21 protein-coding genes are annotated in these 20506 nt (G+C 62.6%); 18 read left to right on the forward strand and 3 right to left on the reverse strand.

Annotated elements, in window-relative coordinates:
* The first annotated feature begins 295 nt into the window (after window positions 1-295).
* The 11 genes from AC1DVS_RS25305 to AC1DVS_RS25355 all read left to right on the forward strand — a co-directional run bounded on the left by AC1DVS_RS25305 (window position 296) and on the right by AC1DVS_RS25355 (window position 9559).
* Entirely contained in the window at window positions 296-709 is a 414-nt protein-coding gene (locus AC1DVS_RS25305; RefSeq protein WP_478027269.1) for an SUF system Fe-S cluster assembly regulator, read from the forward strand.
* Entirely contained in the window at window positions 709-2172 is a 1464-nt protein-coding gene (gene sufB / locus AC1DVS_RS25310; protein ID WP_478027270.1) for a Fe-S cluster assembly protein SufB, read from the forward strand. The genes AC1DVS_RS25305 and sufB overlap by 1 nt, the downstream gene beginning before the upstream one ends.
* A complete protein-coding gene (locus AC1DVS_RS25315; protein WP_478027271.1) occupies window positions 2169-2822 on the forward strand; it encodes a hypothetical protein in 654 nt (217 codons plus the stop codon). The genes sufB and AC1DVS_RS25315 overlap by 4 nt, the downstream gene beginning before the upstream one ends.
* Window positions 2806-3549, forward strand: coding sequence for a Fe-S cluster assembly ATPase SufC (gene sufC, locus AC1DVS_RS25320; protein ID WP_478027272.1), 744 nt, complete (start codon window positions 2806-2808; stop codon window positions 3547-3549). The genes AC1DVS_RS25315 and sufC overlap by 17 nt, the downstream gene beginning before the upstream one ends.
* A 145-nt stretch (window positions 3550-3694) precedes the next feature.
* A complete protein-coding gene (locus AC1DVS_RS25325; protein ID WP_478027362.1) occupies window positions 3695-4447 on the forward strand; it encodes a SufD family Fe-S cluster assembly protein in 753 nt (250 codons plus the stop codon).
* Entirely contained in the window at window positions 4444-5658 is a 1215-nt protein-coding gene (locus tag AC1DVS_RS25330; RefSeq protein ID WP_478027273.1) for a cysteine desulfurase, read from the forward strand. Before AC1DVS_RS25325 ends, AC1DVS_RS25330 begins: the two co-directional genes overlap by 4 nt.
* Before the next feature lie 7 nt (window positions 5659-5665).
* Window positions 5666-6133: an SUF system Fe-S cluster assembly protein gene (locus AC1DVS_RS25335; RefSeq protein ID WP_478027274.1), complete on the forward strand. Its 468-nt coding sequence runs from the start codon at window positions 5666-5668 to the stop codon at window positions 6131-6133.
* Complete coding sequence (locus AC1DVS_RS25340) at window positions 6130-6633, forward strand: GNAT family N-acetyltransferase (protein ID WP_478027275.1); 504 nt, start codon at window positions 6130-6132, stop codon at window positions 6631-6633. The genes AC1DVS_RS25335 and AC1DVS_RS25340 overlap by 4 nt, the downstream gene beginning before the upstream one ends.
* Window positions 6630-6983, forward strand: coding sequence for a HesB/IscA family protein (locus AC1DVS_RS25345; protein WP_478027276.1), 354 nt, complete (start codon window positions 6630-6632; stop codon window positions 6981-6983). The genes AC1DVS_RS25340 and AC1DVS_RS25345 overlap by 4 nt, the downstream gene beginning before the upstream one ends.
* A gap of 363 nt (window positions 6984-7346) precedes the next feature.
* Window positions 7347-8675 carry a PQQ-dependent sugar dehydrogenase gene (locus AC1DVS_RS25350; RefSeq protein WP_478027277.1) on the forward strand — a complete coding sequence of 443 codons (1329 nt, stop codon included), beginning with the start codon at window positions 7347-7349 and terminating at the stop codon, window positions 8673-8675.
* 398 nt (window positions 8676-9073) lie between these two features.
* Entirely contained in the window at window positions 9074-9559 is a 486-nt protein-coding gene (locus AC1DVS_RS25355; RefSeq protein WP_478027278.1) for a hypothetical protein, read from the forward strand.
* 4 nt (window positions 9560-9563) lie between these two features.
* Here the strand turns inward: AC1DVS_RS25355 and AC1DVS_RS25360 are convergent, their stop codons facing one another.
* Entirely contained in the window at window positions 9564-9866 is a 303-nt protein-coding gene (locus AC1DVS_RS25360) for a polyhydroxyalkanoic acid system family protein (protein ID WP_478027279.1), read from the reverse strand.
* Window positions 9867-9876: 10 nt separating this feature from the next.
* Window positions 9877-10296 (reverse strand): VOC family protein, encoded by a 420-nt coding sequence (locus AC1DVS_RS25365; protein ID WP_478027280.1) that lies wholly within the window; start codon window positions 10294-10296, stop codon window positions 9877-9879.
* Between the two features lie 165 nt (window positions 10297-10461).
* Between AC1DVS_RS25365 and lnt the strand changes: the two genes are divergently transcribed.
* The 5 genes from lnt to trmB all read left to right on the forward strand — a co-directional run bounded on the left by lnt (window position 10462) and on the right by trmB (window position 16007).
* Window positions 10462-12021, forward strand: a complete 1560-nt coding sequence (lnt, locus tag AC1DVS_RS25370; protein WP_478027281.1) for an apolipoprotein N-acyltransferase — start codon at window positions 10462-10464, stop codon at window positions 12019-12021.
* A 73-nt stretch (window positions 12022-12094) separates the two neighbouring features.
* Window positions 12095-13312 (forward strand): methionine adenosyltransferase, encoded by a 1218-nt coding sequence (gene metK, locus AC1DVS_RS25375; protein WP_478027282.1) that lies wholly within the window; start codon window positions 12095-12097, stop codon window positions 13310-13312.
* A gap of 60 nt (window positions 13313-13372) precedes the next feature.
* Entirely contained in the window at window positions 13373-14422 is a 1050-nt protein-coding gene (locus tag AC1DVS_RS25380) for a hypothetical protein (RefSeq protein ID WP_478027283.1), read from the forward strand.
* Between the two features lie 34 nt (window positions 14423-14456).
* Entirely contained in the window at window positions 14457-15281 is an 825-nt protein-coding gene (locus AC1DVS_RS25385) for a hypothetical protein (protein WP_478027284.1), read from the forward strand.
* Between the two features lie 45 nt (window positions 15282-15326).
* Window positions 15327-16007, forward strand: coding sequence for a tRNA (guanosine(46)-N7)-methyltransferase TrmB (gene trmB / locus AC1DVS_RS25390; RefSeq protein WP_478027285.1), 681 nt, complete (start codon window positions 15327-15329; stop codon window positions 16005-16007).
* A 117-nt stretch (window positions 16008-16124) separates the two neighbouring features.
* On the opposite strand, the gene AC1DVS_RS25395 is transcribed toward trmB, so the two are convergent.
* Window positions 16125-16586, reverse strand: a complete 462-nt coding sequence (locus AC1DVS_RS25395; RefSeq protein WP_478027286.1) for a nuclear transport factor 2 family protein — start codon at window positions 16584-16586, stop codon at window positions 16125-16127.
* A gap of 126 nt (window positions 16587-16712) precedes the next feature.
* Here AC1DVS_RS25395 and AC1DVS_RS25400 point away from each other — a divergent pair, with 126 nt between their 5' ends.
* Both AC1DVS_RS25400 and AC1DVS_RS25405 read left to right on the forward strand, forming a co-directional pair.
* Window positions 16713-17660, forward strand: coding sequence for a LysR family transcriptional regulator (locus AC1DVS_RS25400; protein ID WP_478027287.1), 948 nt, complete (start codon window positions 16713-16715; stop codon window positions 17658-17660).
* A 633-nt stretch (window positions 17661-18293) separates the two neighbouring features.
* Window positions 18294-20393, forward strand: coding sequence for a beta-galactosidase (locus tag AC1DVS_RS25405; protein ID WP_478027288.1), 2100 nt, complete (start codon window positions 18294-18296; stop codon window positions 20391-20393).
* Window positions 20394-20506: the final 113 nt, after the last annotated feature.

Here is a 20506-nt window from a genome sequence, read left to right on the forward strand (position 1 = left end):
CGCAACTGACGATCGAGCGCCGAGCGGCGCTCGGCGGAATGGTAAGCCCGCTGATCAGCGATACCTGACTCATTCCTCCCCGGAACGGGGAGGGGGACCATTCGCCTCTTCCGGCGAATGGTGGAGGGGCTTGGAGCGAGGCAACCGTGCCGCGCTCCAAGCCCCTCCACCACCCGCTGAAGAAGCGGGCGGTCCCCCTCCCCGTTCCGGGGAGGAATAAAGGGAGGAAAAGGTTGACCTCCCTCCCCAACACCCCCACATGCGCAATCGGAACGAATCAATCCGATTGGAGCTCATGCGTCTTTCCAGCCTTGCCGATTACGCGGTCGTGATGATGTCAGCCGCCGCCCGCCATTGCGGCGGCGTGGCGCGGCTGAACGCGACATCGCTCGCCGAGGAGACCGGATTGCCGCTGCCGACGGTGCAGAAGCTGGTGAGCCGCCTCTCGGCCGCCGGCCTGATCGAAAGCGCCCGTGGCACCGGTGGCGGGTTCCGCCTGTCCCGGCCGGCCGCGGCGATCAGTCTCGCCGATATCGTCGAGGCGATCGAAGGCCCGATCGCGATGACCGCCTGCGTGGACAATGGCAGCCATGATTGCTGCATCGAGGAGACTTGCCGGGTGAAGCCGCACTGGAATGCCGTCAATGGCGCGGTCAAGGGCGCACTCGCCGGCGTCTCGCTCGCCAGTCTTTCAGGAGCGCCGGCATAATGGCCACCAAGAACGCCGAGGCGCATGCCGCCGCGAACAAGACGTACGAATGGGGCTTCCATTCGGACATCGAGCAGGAATTCGCTCCCAAGGGCCTGTCCGAAGACACGGTCCGCTTCATCTCCGCCAAGAAGAACGAACCGGAATGGATGCTTGAGTGGCGCCTCAAGGCCTATCGCCTGTGGCTGACCATGACGCCGCCCGACTGGGCCAAATTGAACGTCCCCCCGATCGATTATCAAGACGCCTATTATTACGCCGAGCCCAAGGCGAAGCCGAAGCTCGGCAGCCTGGACGAGGTCGATCCCGAGATCCTGCGCGTCTATGAAAAGCTCGGCATCCCGATCGCGGAGCAGAAGATGCTGGCCGGCGTCGAGGGCGCGCGCAAGGTCGCGGTTGACGCGGTGTTCGACAGCGTCTCGGTGGCGACGACCTTTCGCGCGGAACTGGAAGCGGCGGGCGTGATCTTCMGCTCGATCAGCGAAGCGATCCGCGAATATCCGGATCTGGTGAAGAAGTGGCTCGGCAAGGTCGTGCCGCGGCACGATAACTACTTCGCCGCCCTCAATTGCGCCGTCTTCTCGGACGGCACTTTCGTCTACATCCCTGAAGGCGTGCGCTGCCCGATGGAGCTGAGCACCTATTTCCGCATCAACGCGGAAAATACCGGCCAGTTCGAGCGCACCCTGATCGTCGCCGACAAGGGCGCCTATGTCTCCTATCTCGAAGGCTGCACCGCGCCGATGCGCGACGAGAACCAGCTCCACGCCGCCGTGGTCGAGCTGGTCGCATTGGACGATGCCGAGATCAAATATTCGACCGTGCAGAACTGGTACCCAGGCGATGCCGAGGGCAAGGGCGGCATCTATAATTTCGTCACCAAGCGCGCGCTCTGCCAGGGGAAGAACTCCAAGGTCAGCTGGACCCAGGTCGAGACCGGCAGCGCGATCACCTGGAAATATCCGAGCTGCGTGCTCGCGGGCGAGAACAGCGTCGGCGAATTCTACTCCGTCGCGGTGACCAACAACCACCAGCAGGCCGATACCGGCACCAAGATGATCCATCTCGGCAAGAACAGCCGCTCGACCATCGTGTCGAAGGGCATTTCCGCCGGCCATTCGAACAACACCTATCGCGGCCTGGTCCGCGTCGGGCCGACCGCTGAGGGCATGCGCAACTTCACCCAGTGCGATTCCCTGCTGCTCGGCAGCGAATGCGGCGCGCATACCGTGCCCTATATCGAAGTGCGCAACCCGAGCGCGCAGATAGAGCATGAGGCGACCACCTCGAAGATCAGCGACGACCAGATGTTCTACGCAATGCAGCGCGGCCTGGATTCAGAGGCTGCGGTGGCGCTGATCGTCAACGGCTTCGCGCGCGAGGTGCTGCAGCAACTCCCGATGGAGTTCGCGGTCGAGGCGCAGAAGCTGCTGGGGATCTCGCTCGAGGGGAGTGTCGGGTGAGCATTGACTATGAAGTCATTGTTCCCGGCGACCGCTGGCCAACCTTCGCGGATGCCAATCGTGCGTTGCGCGCTCGCGGCTTTCCCGTTGAAATCGTGCCTGGCAAATCGATGGCCTCGGACGAGCCGATCCAAAATGTGGCGCGCACGCTGGGAATGTTGGTTCGTGTCAATAGAACTCCGCTTGAACTTCAGGTTTTCGTAGGACCCTTTTCCGATCCCATTCGCGCTGACGATGAAACAAATGAGACATTGGAAATGATAGGCGCCGAAATACGCGCCAGACCGGGCGACTATCAATTTTCAGTTGGCTTACATTCGTCGCCGGATGAATGGACGGCTGCCAGCTATATTATGGCCGTGCTGGTCCTCGATTTTGGTGGTTATGGGTACGAGCTGCAGGCGGAATCGCACGGTCGCGATCCGTGGGCTTTCGATCTGATCGAGGCCGCAAGGCAGGGCTTCGCGTCGCCCTTAACCGCAAGGGTCCAAAGCGAGGCGCCAGTATCAGTGAACCAGGTTCCGACCAGAAAATGGATCAGCAACCCCCGCCCTTTCAGGGGGGAAAATCTGTTTTGGCTCGTGGCGTTTGTGCTCGCGGCAATCGTTGGTTTTGCTCTTTCGGAATTTTCCCATGCTAAACATCAATAACCTGCACGCCGAAATCGACGGCAAGGAAATCCTCAAGGGTCTCTCGCTCGAAGTGAATGCGGGCGAAGTGCACGCGATCATGGGCCCGAACGGCGCGGGCAAGTCGACGCTCGGCTATGTGCTCGGCGGACGGCCCGGCTATGAAGTGACCTCGGGTTCGGTGACCTTCGCCGGCCAGGATCTGCTCGAAATGGCGCCGCATGAGCGCGCCGCAGCGGGCCTGTTCCTCGGCTTCCAATATCCGGTCGAGATCCCGGGCGTCTCCAACGTCCAGTTCCTGCGCGAGGCGCTCAATGCGCAGCGCAAGGCGCGTGGCGAAGCGCCACTCTCGGGCGGCGAGTTCCTGAAGCTGGCGCGGGCTCAGGCCGATCTGCTGGCGATGGACCAGGAGATGCTCAAGCGCCCGGTCAATGTCGGTTTTTCCGGCGGCGAGAAGAAGCGCAACGAGATGGTGCAGATGGGCATCATCGGCCCGAAGCTCGCGATCCTCGACGAGACTGATAGCGGCCTGGACATCGACGCGCTCCGCGTGGTCGGCGACGGCATCAACCGCATCATGCGCGCGCCCGACAAGGCGGTGCTGCTGATCACCCATTATCAGCGGCTGCTCGATTATGTGAAGCCTGACTTCGTGCATGTCCTGGCGGATGGCCGGATCGTGCGCTCGGGCGGCGCCGAGCTGGCGCATGAGCTGGAAGCCGAAGGCTATGGAGCGATCGCGGCGTGATTTTGCTCACTCCTCGTCATGCCGGACTTGTTCCGGCATCCATCGAGCCTCGAACGCTGAGCGTCGAGATGGCGCGAGCCGAAGCCGCCGTTGCGCCTGCGGAAAAATGGACCCCGGAACAAGTCCGGGGTGACGGGCAGTGAGCGTGGCTACGCTCGCCTTGCCAACGCGCCGCGACGAGGCCTGGCGCTATAGCGATCTCGACGCGGTCGCGACCGTCTGGCCGATCGCCGGAGCCGAGACGATCCACGTCCCGGCCGGCGAGGAAATCGCCCGCGTAATCGTACAGGACGCCGCCACTGACGAAGTCGCCATCCGCGACTATGCCGTCATCCTGGGCGCAGGCGCCCGCGCGACGTTCCACATCCTCAACACCGGCGGCAAGCTCGGCCGCGTCACGATCGATGTAACCCTCCACGAAGGCGCACATTTCGAGCTTGGCGGTGCGATGCTCGGCGGCGGCGAGCAGACGCTCGAGATCGTCACCACAATGCGCCACATCGAGCCCGGCGCGACCAGCAACCAGGTCGTCCGATCGGTGCTCGGCGGCAAGGCCACCGGCAGCTATCTCGGCAAGGTCGCAGTCGCGCGCGATGCGCAGAAGACCGACGCGAGCCAGTCAGTGAAGGCGATGCTGCTCACCCGCACCGCAACCGCGAACGCCAAGCCCGAGCTCGAAATCTACGCTGACGACGTGAAATGCGCGCACGGCGCCACGGTCGGCGAGCTTGATGCGATGGCGCTCTTCTATCTCGCCAGCCGCGGCATCGCCCCGGCCGAAGCCAAGGCGCTGCTGCTGCGAGCGTTTATCGGGTCGGTTTTCGACGATGTCGCCGATGCGGGCGAGCGCGAGGCAGTCGAGGCGGCAGCGCAGACAGCGCTGGAGCGGATGCTGTGAGTACGCTCGTCGATACCCGCCCACTCGATGTCCTCGCCGACTTCCCCGCGATTCCGGACGGCTGGGCCTATCTCGACACCGCCGCAACGGCACAAAAACCCCAGCCGGTGATCGACGCAATCAACCGCGGCTATGCCGAAACCTACGCCACCGTTCACCGCGGCGTATATCAGCGCTCAGCCGAAATGACGCTCGCCTATGAAGCCGCCCGCAAGCGCGTCGCCCGCTTCATCGGTGCCGGATCGGCCGACGAGATCGTCTTCGTCCGCGGTGCCACCGAAGGCATCAATCTCGTCGCGCAGTGCTGGGCCGGCGAGCAGCTCAAGGCCGGCGACCGCATCCTGCTCTCCACGCTCGAGCATCACTCGAACATCGTCCCCTGGCAAATGGCCGCCGAGCGCGTCGGCGCAGCGATCGACGTGATCCCGCTCACCGCCGATCACCGCATCGATCTCGACGCAATGGCGGCGATGATCACCCCCGCGCACAAGCTCGTCGCCCTCGGGCATGTCTCGAACGTGCTAGGCTCGCTGCTCGATGCGAAGCGAGCGGCGGACATCGCTCACTCCGTCGGCGCGAAGATCCTGCTCGACGGCTGCCAGGCTGTGCCGCGCATGGCCGTCGACGTCGCAGCGCTCGATTGCGACTTCTACGTCTTCTCAGGCCACAAGCTCTACGGCCCAACCGGCATCGGCATACTCTGGGCCCGGCCCGAACTGCTCGAGGCAATGCCCCCCTACCAAGGCGGCGGCTCGATGATCGACCGCGTTACCTTCGCGAAAACCACTTACGCCCCGCCACCCGGACGTTTCGAGGCCGGAACGCCGCACATCGTCGGGGCGCTCGGGCTGCATGCCGCGATCGACTATGTCGAGCGCATCGGCCTCGATCGAATCCATGCGCATGAAACCGCGCTCGTCGCGAAGACCCGCGAGGCGCTGTCGCAGATCAACTCGGTGCGGCTCTACGGCCCCGAGGATTCAGCCGGCATCGTCTCCTTCACCATCGAGGGGGTGCATCCGCACGACATCGGCACCATCTTGGATGAGGAGCGGGTCGCGATCCGCGCCGGCCACCATTGCGCTCAGCCGCTGATGGAGGCGCTCGGCGTGCCGGCGACGGCGCGGGCGAGCTTCGGGGTCTATAGCAGCGCGGCTGACGTGGATGCGCTGGTTCGGGGAATAGAACGCGTCACCAGGATTTTCGGGTAGGGTTGGCATGAACGAAGAGCGGAAGATCATTGTGGAAGAAGTCGACTCGGTCGAGGCACCGCCCCGGGCGCGCGTCGATGGCGGGGTGACCGAGACGTTCGAGCGCAAGCGCGATTATCTCGAAGGTTTCCTCTCGCAAAAGCCGCAGCCCGAAGCGAGCGGCGAGCCCGGCGGCGCGCTCTACGAGGCGGTCGTCGCGGCGCTGAAGGAGATCTACGATCCCGAGATCCCGGTGAACATCTATGATCTCGGTCTGATCTACGGCGTCGAAGTAACGGACGAAGGCCATGCCGTGGTGACGATGACGCTCACCACGCCGCATTGCCCGGTCGCTGAATCCATGCCCGCCGAAGTCGAGCTGCGCGTCGGCTCGGTGCCCGGTGTCGGGACGGCGGACGTCAACCTCGTCTGGGATCCGCCATGGGACCCGCAAAAGATGAGCGATGACGCAAAGCTCGAGTTGGGGATGTTGTGAACATTGACGCTCCCGTCCTGACGATCACGCGCGCCGACTATCGCAACGCCGATCATGGCCGTGACCTCGTCACACTGCTCGACGGCTATGCCCGCGATCCGATGGGCGGCGGCGAGCCGCTGGCGGCGGATACGCGTGAACGGCTCGTGGAAGCGCTCGCCGCGCTGCCCAACGCCTTTTCTTTGATCGCTTATGTCGATGAACAACCCGCCGGTCTGGCGAACTGCTTTGTCGGCTTCTCCACCTTCGTCGCAAAGCCGGTGGTCAATCTCCATGACCTGGTCGTCGACTCCCGATTCCGTGGCACCGGCATCGGCCGCGCGCTCTTCGCTCGCATCGAGGCAGAAGCGGCCGCGCTCGGCGCCTGCAAGGTCACCCTCGAAGTCTTGAGCGGCAATGGCCCAGCCAGGGCGCTTTACGCGTCGCTCGGCTATGGCGACTATGTTCTGGATCCCGCTCAGGGAACCGCACTCTTCTGGCAGAAAAGGCTCGAAGCATGACGACCGCCACCCGCGTCCGCCCGGCGGCGCTGATCCTTACTCCGACCGCCGAAGCGCGGATCGCTGACCTGATGGCAAAGGCACCCGAAGGCGCGATCGGCGTGAAGCTGTCGACGCCCCGCCGCGGCTGTTCCGGCCTCGCTTATTCGGTGGACTATGTCACCGAAGCCAAGCCGTTCGACGAGAAGATCGAAACGCCGGGCGGGACCCTGTACGTCGATGGCGGCTCGATCCTGTACCTGATCGGCTCGACCATGAACTGGGTCGAGGACGATTTCGCCGCCGGCTTCGTCTTCCAGAACCCCAACGCCAAGGGCGAATGCGGCTGCGGCGAAAGCTTCACCGTTTAGGATATCGGTCCCGGTCGATTCAAATCGAGCCGGGATGATAGCAGGACGATCTCGCGAGGCGCCTCATGGCGCCCGCGCGCTCTTTGTCATGGCCGATCTGAATTTCCCTGTTCCGACAGAGAAATTCCCTGTTCCCAGGAACAGGGAAATTCAGTCCAAGCCTCTGTTAATATTTACGTATTTCGGGCCAAAAAGCCGCTCCGGCGCCAAAAAAATAAAAAATTCCCTGTTATCGGCCAGGAACAGGGAATTTGCCTCGCCCAGTCACTGCAACGCCGAGCGCAACGGAGGCCAACCGACAGCGAAATGCCGCCCCTGCTTTTTGGCCTTCCGCGCGGGTCGGGGACGGGGTAACCTTATCTCATGCGCAAACATATCCTCATCATTCTGGGCATTTTCATCGTCGTGGCGGTTGGCATCTGGCTTTGGGTCAGCCAGCCGGACGAGGCACAGCTGAAAGTTGACCAGGTCACCGGCAAGCTGCCGAAGATCACGCCACCGCGGCCGCAGACTTTTCCGACGTACAAGATCGCCGATGCGGTCGGCTGGCCGCAGGGGGCGATGCCGACGCCCGCCGCGGGGCTGGCGGTGAAGGCGTTCGCGCGCGGGCTCGATCATCCGCGCTGGCTGTACCGGCTGCCCAATGGCGATGTGCTGGTCGCCGAGACCAATTCGCCGCCGCGCGAGGGCGGCGGCATCTCGGGCATGGTGATGGGTCATCTGATGGAGAAGGCGGGCGCCGGAGTTGCGTCGGCCAACCGGATCACGCTGCTCCGTGATGCCGATGGCGACGGCGTGGCCGAGACGCGGTCAGTGCTGATCCCGGGGCTCAACTCGCCGTTCGGCATGGCGCTGATGGGGGGCTTTCTCTACATTGGTAACACCGATGCGCTGGTCCGCGTGCCCTATAAGGAGGGCGAAACGCGGATCACCGCCAAGCCGGAGACGGTGGTGAAGCTGAACGGGGGCGGCAACCATTGGGCGCGCAATGTGCTCGCGGCGCCCGACGGCAAGACTTTGTTCGTGACGGTCGGCTCCTCGACCAATATCGCCGAGGACGGCATGGATGCGGAGAAATTCCGCGCCAATATCCTCCAGGTCTATCCCGAGGCGAAGACCTTCCGCATCTATGCGGCGGGACTGCGCAACCCCAATGGCCTGGCATTCGAGCCGCATTCGGGGGGGCTGTGGGTGACGGTCAACGAGCGCGACATGATCGGCTCCGACGTGCCACCCGACTATATGAGCCAGATCGAGATGGGCGACAATTTCGGCTGGCCCTGGTTTTACTGGGGCGGCTATCCTGACAAGAGGGTCCAGCCGGAGAATCCCAATCTCCAGCAATATTCGAAGCGGCCCGATTATGCGCTGGGTCCGCATGTCGCCGCCTTGGGCCTCACTTTCGCCAATGACCTGAGGCTGGGGCCGCAATTCGCCAATGGCGCCTTTGTCGGCGAGCATGGTTCATGGAACCGGGTGCCGGTGTCGGGCTATAAGGTTGTCTATATTCCGTTTGCTGACAATGGCTTCCCGGTGAAGGACGCGAAGCCGGTCGATGTGCTGACCGGCTTCCTCGACACGGACGGCAAGGCGCGCGGGCGGCCGGTCGGCGTGATCGCCGACAGGACTGGCTCGCTGCTCGTAGCGGACGATGTCGGCAACGTGATCTGGCGGGTGAGCGCGAGGAAATAAGGCTGCCAGTAGACGGCGCCACCTGCGCTGCCTTTCCAATGATGCTGCGCGTCACCGGAACCTTGAGCAGCTCCGCCCGCCCCCCACCCAGCCTCCCATTCAGCATATTCTGTGGGAGGCCGGGTGGGGGAGCGGGCTGGTGCCGGTTCAGCGAAGCTGCACAAACTACGGCCGCGGAGGTCGGGCTGCGCCGGCTTCCCCCCAAGCCACCGCAGCCCCTGCTGGCGTGCCGGCTTTTACCCGCGCCAACGCTCGCTTTCCGATCGGGCAGTCGCGCATATGGCTCGCGCAGGTCTGCCGCCCCTCCAATGCGCTGAGTATAGCTTTCCCGCAGCGCCTTGATAGTTTACGGAAAATATCACGCTACCCATATCGGGTAGCGGGACCGAGGGCGTGCAGTGAGGGACCGCGTTGTTACCAACCCGGTGAAGATGACAGAGAATTGGCGCGTCGCGATGACTGCGCTGATGAACCTGTTCCTCACGACGCACCGGACGATGACCGGAGCTTCTTCGATCGGGCCGACCGAGCTGTTGATCTATGTCACCGTGTCGGTCGCCAATGTGCAGAAGCTGATGCGCGAACGCGTGATCCCCGAATGCTATGCCGCAACCGAAATCCTGCCGCGCGAATGGGTGGTGCCCATCTCGCGCAACGCGATCGCGACCGCGAGCGGCCTGCCGCGCGAGACGGTGCGCAGGCGCGTCGCCGCGATGATCGAGACCGGGATATTGATCGAGGATGCCCGCGGCGGGATTACCCTGCCCATCGGCGTGATCAAGGACCGCGGCTATGAGCCGGTGCTGGAGGCGATGATGACCGACTTCGCGCGCACGGCCGAGGCGCTGCTGCGGATCGGGGTGATAGAGGTGAGGAGCGACTAAGCGGCTATTTCAGGAGTGCTGGCCCGTCCTTGGTGAGCTTTTCGCGGATCTTGTTGGCGAACAGGGCAAGCAGTGGCGGCAGGTCGATCACCGCATGGACCCTGTCGTCGAACAGATCGAGCTGACTCGCGACACGCTGCCCCATCACGCTGACGGTGAAATGCATCGTGTCGCCTTCCCAGCGATGATCGACGACGGCGCCGCCGGGGAACAGGGTCCCGAGCTTGCCGATGCCCTTGTCGAGCCGCGCACGCACGCCGTCCTTCCCCAGTTTATGCGGGATATCGACGGTGATCGGCTGATTCATGGCTGGCCCTTCAGGTTGCGAACAGCATCGCATCATCGGCAAACGCCTTGAACTCAAGAGCGTTGCCGGAAGGATCTCGAAAGAACATCGTCGCCTGCTCGCCGGGCTGGCCGCGGAAACGGATATGCGGGGCGATGCCGAAGCTGATGCCGGCCGCGCTGACGCGCTCAGCCAACGCTTCCCAATCCGCCATCGTCAGCACGACACCGAAATGCGGGACCGGGACGTCATGGCCGTCCACCGGATTCGAGACGGCCACCGCCTTGGCGGCGGGATCGAGATGCGCGACGATCTGGTGGCCGAACAGATCGAAATCGATCCAGCTTTCGGCGCTCCGCCCTTCCGGACAGCCGAGCACGCCGCCGTAAAAGGCGCGGGCGGCGGGGATGTCATGGACCGGGAAGGCAAGATGGAATGGGCGGAGGGTCATTGAAGGTTCATAACGTCATTCCCATTCTTTCGTCACCCCGGACTTGTTCCGGGGCCCACCGTTCCGCATACGAAGCCACCGAGGCTCTGAGGGCCGGTGGATGCCGGAACAGGTCCGGCGTGACGGATGCGGGGATGGCTGTTGCTCGAACATCAGGCTCGAATATTGACACGAGCAATTGCACGCCGGCCAACTCTCTTCTCCCTCCTCCTCGGCGCGCTTTCCGCGATCGGGTTTGCGCCGTTCGATCTGTGGCCGGTCGCGCTTGGCTGTTTCGCCGTCTGGATGTGGCTGGTCCACGAAGCGCTCGCACTGAAGCCGGCGCTGCTGCGCGGATGGCTGTTCGGCCTCGGGCAGTTCGCAGTCGGCAATAACTGGCTGCAGCATCCGTTCGCCTTTCAGGACGCGATGCCGCAGTGGCTCGGCTATGTCGGGGTGGTACTCGCATCCTTCTATCTCGCCATCTACCCGATGCTTGCGGCCGGGCTCGCCTGGCGCTTGGCCAGCCCTCGGTCGGCGGGCGACACGCAAGGCGTGCCTGGAGCAGGCTACGTGCTCGTCTTCGGCGCCGCCTGGATCGTGACGGAGTGGCTGCGCGGCACGATGCTTGGCGGCTATCCATGGAATCCGCTTGGCGCGATCTGGGTGCCGCTGCCGAGGATCGCCGGGGTTGCGGCGCAGATCGGCACATATGCGCTGGCGGGGGGCACGATCCTTGTCGCGGGCAGCCTTGGCCTGCTGGCGTGGCGGAGCTGGAAGCTGGCGGCGGCGATGGTGCTGATCCTCGGCGTTATTGCGGTCACCCACGCGCCGGCGGCGCCAGGCAAACAACAGATCGCGCATGTCCGCGTCATCCAGCCCAATCTCGGCGAGGAAGAGCGGCCGACGCCTTTTTACGCCGAGAATAATCTCCGCGCGATCGAGCCATTGATGGGCAAGCCTGGCGCCAATCCGCGTCTGATCGTCTGGCCCGAAGGGGCGCTGCGCTATTCGATCGAGAACGGATATCCGCCGCAATATTATGAGGGCATTTCGCCCTTTTCGGTGCGCCAGCGGATCGCGGCACAGCTCGGGCCGCGGGATATCGTGCTCGCCGGGGGCAATGGGCTCCAGTTCGACGCACGGGGCGATCTCAGCACCGCGACCAACTCGATCTTCGCGCTGAATGCGCGCGGCACGATCCTCGCCCGGTACGACAAGGCGCATCTCGTGCCGTTCGGCGAATATCTCCCGCTCAGGCCATTGATGACAGCACTCGGGCTTTCCCGGCTCGTACCCGGAGATGTCGATTTCGCCGATGGCCCGGGACCGCGTACGATCCCCCTGCCCGGCTTCGGCGATGTCGGCATGGGGGTGTGTTACGAGATCATCTTCTCCGGCCATATCACTGACCCGGCGCACCGCCCGGCGCTGATCTTCAACCCCTCGAACGACAGCTGGTTCGGCACCTGGGGCCCGCCCCAGCACCTCGCCCAGGCGCAGCTGCGCGCGATCGAGGAGGGCATTCCGATCATTCGCGCGACGCCGACCGGCATCTCGGCCGTTATCGACGCCGATGGTCGGCTGCTCGCCACCGTTCCGATGCGCAGGGCCGGCGCGATCGAAATGCCCCTGCCCGCCGCCCATCCGCCGACGCTGTTTTCGCGGCTCGGCAACTGGATGGCGCTGATCACCACGGCGCTGATGCTGTTTCTGGCGGTTGCCATTCGCCGGGCTGCTCGCTAGGGGGCTCATATAAGGAAAGCTTTATATGCGGTTGCCCGTGTGTCGGGTGCCGCGCAGCCAAGGGTGTGATTCAATGCGCGCGTCGTTCCTCTTCACCTCCGAATCGGTTTCCGAAGGCCATCCCGACAAGGTCGCCGACCAGATTTCCGATGCGGTCGTCGATCTGTTCCTGTCCAAGGACCCCTATGCGCGCATCGCGTGCGAGACGCTGACCACGACCAACCGCGTCGTGCTGGCGGGCGAGATCCGCTGCAAGGGCGTTTTCGAGAACGATGAGTGGGCGCCGGGCGCCAAGGAAGAGATCGAGGCCGCCGTCCGCGCGACAGTGAAGCGCATCGGCTATGAGCAGGACGGCTTTCACTGGCAGAACTTCTCATTCGAAAATCATCTCCACGCCCAGTCAGCGCATATCGCGCAGGGGGTCGACGAGAGCGGCAACAAGGACGAGGGCGCCGGCGACCAGGGCATCATGTTCGGTTACGCGACCGACGAAACGCCTGACCTGCTGCCCGCGACGCTCTATTATTCGCACCGCATCCTCGAAAAGCTTGCGCATGACCGCCACAACAAGGTCGTGCCGTTCCTCGAGCCTGACGCGAAGAGCCAGGTGACGCTCGAGTATCGCAACGAAGTCCCGGTTCGCGCGACCGCGTTGGTCGTCTCGACCCAGCATGCGCCCGGCTATTTCTATGACGGTTCGGAAGGCAATCCGGAGCTCTACAAGGAGCTTCGCGACTATGTCGTCGGCGTGTTCAACGACGTGCTGCCGGCGGGCTTTGTCGATGACGAGACCAAGATCTACGTCAACCCGACCGGTCGTTTCGAAATCGGGGGCCCTGACGGCGATGCCGGCGTGACCGGCCGCAAAATCATCGTCGACACCTATGGCGGCGCGGCACCGCATGGCGGCGGCGCTTTCTCGGGCAAGGATCCGACCAAGGTCGATCGTTCGGCCGCCTATGTCGCACGCTATCTGGCGAAGAACGTTGTTGCCGCCGGGCTCGCCCGCCGCTGCACCATCCAGCTCAGCTATGCGATCGGCATTGCCGAGCCGCTGTCGGTCTATGTCGATACGCATGGCACCGGCACCGTCTCCGAGGCGAAGCTGGAAGAGGTTCTGCCGAAGCTGGTGCGCCTGACCCCCAAGGGCATTCGCGAGCACCTCAAGCTCAACGCGCCGATCTATCAGCGCACGGCTGCGTACGGCCATTTCGGCCGCACGCCCGACGGCGATTTCTTCACTTGGGAAAAGACCGACCTGGTCGACAAGCTAAAGGCAGCGGTCGCCTGATATCCGATTGATTTGCGCGGCAGAACCGGTCTAGCCTCCCTGAAACGGGGGGATAGACCGATGCTGCGTATCACAATGATTACCGCGACCTTGCTTGCGGCTGCATGCATTGCACCCGCAGCCCCAGCCCGCGAACTGACGGTTCCCGCCGACAAGGGCTGGAAGCACGCCGCGACGGGAATCATACTCAAGGCCTCGCTATTGGGGCTCGCGCGCGAATCAATCACTGACAACAGCGACGGCGATGGCGAACGCGACATCTACCTGAATTTCTCGGATTCGGGGAAAGCCAACGCGCTCACAATCTATATTTTCCATCCAGCGGCAATGAGTGTGCCCTTGTGGTTCGATCGGTCCCAGACCGCGATCGAGGTGCGTGACATCTTTGGGGGCGTGACAGCCGTCTCTACCGACCCGGTCGCTTTTGCCCCGCCCCGGACCAATATTACCGCTGGGCTGAGGCAGGTCTACACACCCCGCAAGGGCCCCTATCGCGCCACCGGTCTTGTGATGATGCCGCTAGGTGATTGGCTCGTCGCGATCCGGCTGAGCTCGACGACACTCGACCCGGCCGCGCTTGATGCGAAGCTGACCGAAGCCGTCACCGCGATTGGCTGGCCTGCGAACGCGGTGCCGCCGACGGTAGGCGCGACACCAATTCACGCCTGTCCCGATACGCTGAGCTTCAAGAAAGCCAGGCTGCTGAAGCCGGACATGATGCAGGCGTTGCTCGGCGGGGCCGCGATTACGGCCGCGACGAAGGACACGCCGGTAGAAGCCAAACCCGTCAGCTGGTGCCGGCAAGGAGAGGCGATGGCACTATATGCCGTGTATCGCGCCGACGGCGACACGGCACATTATACGCTGGCGCTCGGCGATTCGGGCCGAGTGGCCAATGTCGGCGCTGGCCTGGGCGCCCTCATGGGCAAGGGCGGCTTCGAGGTTTCCTTCAGCGACGTCGATGGTGGCGTTGCGATCTATCCTTCATTCGACCGCCTCCCTCAACCGACGCAGGTGGTGGACCTGATCCTGCACGGCAACCCGATTTCCCGGGTAACGCCCAGCGCCACAGGAAGCTCGGTCACCATTGGTTCGGGCTTGGTCAAATAAGGATCTCGCGTCGGCTCCGGGGGAAGACAGCACCATGAAAATGTTCGGGATCGCGATCGCTATCGGATTGATCCTTGCCGCGCCGGGCATCGGGGTGGCGCAACAGACAGGAATATCCGCATCCAACGAAGCCAGTATCCAACACGCGGTCGAACGCGGCAGGATGATCTACGCCTATGATCAGGCGGCCTGGCACGGCACCGACGACATGCTCACGATGGTCTCGCATCCAGAAACATTGATCGGCGGCTGGATCGTCGATGGCCCCGCGGACGCCCCCGAGCTGGTCTTTTTCGACAAGAATGAGGCCGATCCTCACGCCGTCTATGTCGCGCAATTTCGCAATAACAAGCTCGCCTCCAGCCGGCTGCTCGGCTTTAGCGACGAGACGAAACTCAGCCCGGAACGAATCCGGCTGATCAGGACGCGGAAGACGGCACTGGACTCTTTTTTCGCGAGCAAGGTCGAACGCTGCACCGAGCGCTCCTACAATACCGTGGTACTGCCCCCATCCCTGCCGGGCGGGCCGACTCTGGTCTACGTCCTCACTCCGCAGACCGACAACGACACTATGCCGTTCGGCGGTCACTATCTCATCGAGGTTGCGTCGGACGGGAAGGCATCAGCGCCGCGACCCTTCACCAAATCCTGCATTTCTCTGCCGCTTCGCGACAAGGGGACGGATGCACCCGCGGCGCTGACGATCACCCATCTGCTCGATCCGGTTCCGACCGAGATCCATGTGTTCACATCGCTTTCGGCGCATATGCCGATCTTCGTCCTCACCACTCAGAATCGGCTGAGCTGGACAGTCGAGGGAGGCCGGATCAGCACGTTGGACCTGAAGAAAACCAAATAGCGCACGGCTTGCATATGGCGGCGGCCCTGCCATAGCCGCCCGGCAATGAACGACCCAAGCACGATCCGCCGCCTTTATGGCCGCCGCCAAGGGCACAAGCTGCGCCTTGGCCAAGCCGCTCTGGTCGAAGAACTGCTGCCGCTGATCAGCGTGCCCGAAGCCGGGCCGCTCAATGTGCGGACGCTGTTTGGCGACGAGCGGCCGCTCGAGGTGGAGATCGGCTTTGGCGCCGGGGAGCATCTTGCCGGGCAGGCGGCGGCCCGACCCGAGAGTGGCTTTATTGGCTGCGAGCCGTTTCTCAACGGCGTGGTCGGCGCGCTCAACCATGTCCGCGACGAGGAGCTGGAGAATGTTCGGCTGCATATGGGCGACGCGCTTGATGTGATCGAACGCCTGCCCGATGCGTCGCTCAGCCGGGTTTACCTGCTCCACCCCGATCCGTGGCGGAAGGCGCGGCACGCGAAGCGGCGGATGGTCAATCACGGGCCGCTCGATCTGATCGCGGCCAAGCTGAAACCCGGCGCCGAATTCCGCCTCGGCACCGACGACCCGACCTATTGCCGCTGGGCGATGATGGTGATGAACGCGCGCACCGATTTCGAGTGGCTGGCCGAGCACCCGCGTGACTTCCTCACCCGTCCCGACGACTGGCCCGAGACCCGCTATGAGCGCAAGGCGCGGCGGCAGGGCCATGAGGTCTGGTATTTTACTTTTAGGCGTAAATAAGGATGCGATATCGCAAATTGCTGTCAGTTATATTCCAGCGTGCGATCGCTTCCTCTCGGCTGAGCAATTCGCTCTTACCGCATGGGCCGCCTCGACAGACGCTGGCTCAATGCGGCTTCAGCGCTCTATCGGAAACATCGGTCGGCCGCTCTTGGTCTGAGACGCCGGGACATCTACCTGCATCACGTCCCAATGTTCGACCAGCTTTCCGTTCCTGACGCGGAAGATGTCGACGACCACCAGCGGCTTTGGCCCCCATCCGGTGGCGCGGCCATGGATCATCACCAAGTCGCCGTCTGCCACGATGGTGCCCGGCTCGTACTTGAAATTGGCAGGCAGCGAGGCGACCACCTTGGGCAGGTCGTCCGCCCCGTCCGCCATCATCGGATTGTGCTGAAGATAGGGCTTGCCGAAATAGAGACGCACGGCCTTCTCAGCGTCCCGGGTGACGAACAGCTCATGCATGGCATTGCTGACAAGCTTCTTGTTGGCCTCCTGCAGAGGACCCGCGAACGCTTGACCTGAACCAATGCCGATGATGACGGCGGCCACGCTGACGACTTGCAACAACGACTTCACTGTGCGCTCCTCCAAAATTGATCGCTGGTTAGTAGGCGGAGCGATCGTCGAGAATAAGTCGCCAAGTCGGGATGCTTTATGCCGTGGGGCGGCATAATCCGCACGCCGAGCCGGAGGAAGACGTGCATGGACAAACTCGCCTCGATCAAGGTCTTCCTCCAGGTCGTGAGGGCCGGCTCATTCATCAAGGCCGCTGACCAGCTTGGTTTGTCTCAGACGAGCGCATCACGGATGGTCAGGGAGCTCGAAGACACAGTGGGCGTGCGCCTTCTGAATCGCTCGACTCGCAGCCTCAGCTTGACCGACGTCGGCGACCGGCTGTTCACCCTCTATAGCCAGGTGATCGACGATCTCGAGGGAATGGAGGCAGAGGCCGCTGGGCCGGGCTCTTCGACGACCCGGAGTCGATTGCGCGTGGCGCTTCCCTACACCTTCGCTACACGTCGGCTCGACGCCGCGATCTGCCGGTTCCGTGAGGAGCATCCGACGGTAGATCTGGAGATCCGCCTCGACGATTCTCCGACTGACCTTGTCCGACATGGCTTCGACTTGAGCATCCGCATCGCTCCAGCGCTTAGCTCCTCGACGATTGCTCGACGGATCGCCTCAGTGCCCATGGTCACATGCGCTGCACCGGCCTATCTTGAGCGGCGTGGTCGGCCGCTGATACCAGCGGACCTCGCGACCCACGAATGCCTGATCTATACCGACGCCGTTCCGCCAGACGAATGGGCTTTCGAGCGTGACGGCAAGCGCGAAGTGCAGCGGGTGGCAGGGGCGGTGAAGGCAAACAGCGGCGATCTGTTGCGCTCGCTCGCCGTGGCGGGACAGGGAATCATTTTCCAGCCGGTTTTCATTGTCAGCACAGAGATCGCCTCAGGCAAGCTGTTGCCCATCCTGGAGGACTTCGAGCCGCAGCCAAGGAGTGCCTACGCAATTTATCCAAGCAACCGGTTCATCCCCGCCAAGGCCCGCGCGCTCACCGACATCATCGCGATCGAGCTGTCCGACGATCGCAGGGGAAGGGTCTCGGAAGCGCCCTCTCGGAGCGAGATCGCCGCCGAATATGACTAACGCAAGGCGGATTTCGCGTCGAACGGGACCGGCCGCAAGGATGGCGCGCCGATAGCTCTGGTATGCCACAAACGCGTGCCCGGGCCACGCGCGACAGCGGACGGCGACCAGCCCACCCGATCGTCGGGTTGCGATCAATCATAGAATCATAGGCAGCCACAGTGACGTCCGGGCTGTTTGCAGCGATTGCCGCCACCCGCGCCTGCCGTTCGAACGTCTGCTTGTCATCACCTAGCGAAACCGGCCGACTAGGATCGAGCCGCTAAGCTAGCTCGCGGCTTTTTTCCAGGAAATCCGTCTGCAAGAAGACGCTCCGCACGAGCGGGTCCTGCGCGCATTCCGCGACGTATCCGTATGACGAGTCACACCTTTCACAAGGAAAATCGTGGTTGCATAAATGAAAACAAGCGGTCAGGTTCGGGCTGCGCTGTGCAGAGACGCAGCGATCGGGAGGTTGCGTGAACGGGAAAAAAGGGCCGCGTAGCTGGGCATCACCCCGCGGGCACTGCCAGGAAGCGGTGCGATCGCGGTCGAGCGGCCTGTCGCGAGCCGCGACAAGGATTCACCCCGGAATTAGTGGTCCGCACTCCTAAAGGTATCAGGACATCGACAATGCGAAATAGGTGGCATCATATGATTAAGTTGAAGCTGTCGAGATTCCTCGCCATTTCAGCTTTCGTCGCGACTTTGGCTAATCCGTTCTTCGTGCAAGCCAAAGCACAAGATGTCGATCGCACACCACAATCCATTCTTTATGGGGTGGCGTATTACGATGAATACACCCCCGTAGATCGCATCGATGAAGACTTCCGGCTGATGAAAGAGGCGAACATCACGGTAGTTCGGATCGCCGAGTCGACGTGGGGAACGCTTGAGCCGCAGCCGGGTATCTTTGATTTCAGCCATGTTGATCGAATGCTTGCAGCTGCCCAGCGATATGGCATCAAAGTCATCGTCGGCACGCCGACATATGCGATCCCCACATGGCTCGCGCGTCAGCACCCGGATGTGTTGGTGACCAGACCAGAGGGTCAGGCCAAGTTTGGCTTTCGCCAGAACATGGACATCACGAACCCGCACTATCGCGCGGCTGCCCAGCGGGTCATCGAGAATCTGATTGCCCATGTTGCCAAACACCAGGCGGTCATCGGCTATCAGGTCGACAACGAAACAAAGCCTTACAACACGGCCGGACCGAATGTGCAGGCTGCATTTGTAAAGGCGCTGCAGCATAAGTGGGGCAGCCTTGATAAACTGAACAAGGCCTGGGGTCTCGATTACTGGAGCAATCGCGTTAACCGGTGGGAGGACTTTCCTTCAACAACCGGAACAATGAACGCGAGCGTGAAAAACGCCTTTGCCGAATTCCAGAGAGGTCTCGTAACGGAGTTTCTCGCCTGGCAAACGGAGCTGGTTCGCAAGCATGCGCGCAACGATCAGTTCATCACCCAGAACTTCGACCTGGGCTGGCTAAAAACGTCCTACGGTATACAGCCCGAGGTCAACCATTGGAAAGCAGCCCGGCCGCTCGACGTTGCTGGCATGGACATCTACCACCCAACTCAGGATGACCTGACAGGCGTGGAGATTGCCTTCGGCGGTGACCTGGCTCGCTCGCTGAAAGGCGGCGCGAATTACTATGTTATCGAGACCGAGGCGCAGGGATGGCTACAATGGACACCCTATCCGGGCCAATTGCGGCTACAAGCCTTCAGCCATCTCGCGTCAGGCGCGAACATGGTCGCATATTGGCACTGGGCTACAACGTCGAACGCGATCGAAACCTATTGGCGCGGATTGCTGACCCAGGACTATCAACCGAATGAAGTTTACCAGTCGGCGAAGGAAATTGGTGCTGACATCAAGCGTCTTGGGCCGAAGCTCGCGGATTTGAAGAAGAGCAATGATGTCGCGATCTACGTCAGTAATCGTGCGCAAACCGCATTCGACTCATTCAAGCTGCCTGGAAACATAGAATACAATCAGGTGATGCGTCCCTTTTACGACGCGCTTTATCGAAGAAATATCGAGGCTGACGTCATTTCACCGGATGGAAACCCGGACCTGTCGAAGTACAAGATGATTGTTGTGCCGGCGCTGTATTCGGCGAGCGACGAGGAGATCGCGCGGCTGAATGCTTTTGCCGAAGCTGGCGGTCACCTGGTTTACACGTTCAAAAGCGGGTTCACCAATGAGGACTCCAAGGTGCGCTACGCGACGCAGCCGGGCGCAATCGCACAAGCAGCAGGGGTGGGTTACCAGCTGTTTACCGAACCCAAGGAGGTCAAGGTCGGGCCCGAATTATATGGCCTCAGCGGAAAGGACCTGGAGGCGCGCTGGTGGATGGAGTTTCTAACTCCAACAACTGCTAAGGTCATTGCCCGCTTCGAACATCATTCGTGGCCTCATTATGCTGCGATGACCCGCAACTCCTACGGCAAGGGAGAGGTAACCTATATTGGCTTCATGCCGTCGGACGCGTTGATCGAGGGCGTCCTGACCGACACTGCCAAACGGGCTGGCGTTGTCTGGCCAGACACAGCTCGGTTCCCTCTCATTGTGCGTAGCGGCACTCTGACGAATGGGAGCCGGGTCCGCTACCTGCTGAATTACTCGCGAGAGAAGCAGAATATTCCTCGGGAGCTTGCCAATGGAACAGATCTTCTGACTGGCAGCCAGGCCGCTTCTACAATCGGTCCCTGGGGCGTGGCGATCCTGGAGAACAGCCGTTGAGGTAAAGCGAGAACCTGTGAGGAATAGTCGCAGATGGTTACCGGCGGTATGGCGACCTGTCAGCTCGATCGAGTGGACGAGGTTATGCCAGAGATGCCGATCGTCGGCGCGTT

It is taken from the genome of Sphingomonas sp. P3_C5 (genome assembly GCF_056402635.1).

Bases quoted from the DNA above. Each gene is read 5' to 3' on its own strand.
- AC1DVS_RS25335 (WP_478027274.1), top strand. From the start codon at position 5,666: ATGAACGAAGAGCGGAAGATCATTGTGGAAGAAGTCGACTCGGTCGAG.
- sufC (WP_478027272.1), top strand. From the start codon at position 2,806: ATGCTAAACATCAATAACCTGCACGCCGAAATCGACGGCAAGGAAATC.
- AC1DVS_RS25380 (WP_478027283.1), top strand. From the start codon at position 13,373: ATGCTGCGTATCACAATGATTACCGCGACCTTGCTTGCGGCTGCATGC.
- AC1DVS_RS25405 (WP_478027288.1), top strand. From the start codon at position 18,294: ATGATTAAGTTGAAGCTGTCGAGATTCCTCGCCATTTCAGCTTTCGTC.
- AC1DVS_RS25365 (WP_478027280.1), bottom strand. From the start codon at position 10,296: ATGACCCTCCGCCCATTCCATCTTGCCTTCCCGGTCCATGACATCCCC.
- AC1DVS_RS25345 (WP_478027276.1), top strand. From the start codon at position 6,630: ATGACGACCGCCACCCGCGTCCGCCCGGCGGCGCTGATCCTTACTCCG.
- AC1DVS_RS25360 (WP_478027279.1), bottom strand. From the start codon at position 9,866: ATGAATCAGCCGATCACCGTCGATATCCCGCATAAACTGGGGAAGGAC.
- AC1DVS_RS25350 (WP_478027277.1), top strand. From the start codon at position 7,347: ATGCGCAAACATATCCTCATCATTCTGGGCATTTTCATCGTCGTGGCG.
- trmB (WP_478027285.1), top strand. From the start codon at position 15,327: ATGAACGACCCAAGCACGATCCGCCGCCTTTATGGCCGCCGCCAAGGG.
- AC1DVS_RS25305 (WP_478027269.1), top strand. From the start codon at position 296: ATGCGTCTTTCCAGCCTTGCCGATTACGCGGTCGTGATGATGTCAGCC.
- AC1DVS_RS25385 (WP_478027284.1), top strand. From the start codon at position 14,457: ATGAAAATGTTCGGGATCGCGATCGCTATCGGATTGATCCTTGCCGCG.
- AC1DVS_RS25400 (WP_478027287.1), top strand. From the start codon at position 16,713: ATGGACAAACTCGCCTCGATCAAGGTCTTCCTCCAGGTCGTGAGGGCC.
- metK (WP_478027282.1), top strand. From the start codon at position 12,095: ATGCGCGCGTCGTTCCTCTTCACCTCCGAATCGGTTTCCGAAGGCCAT.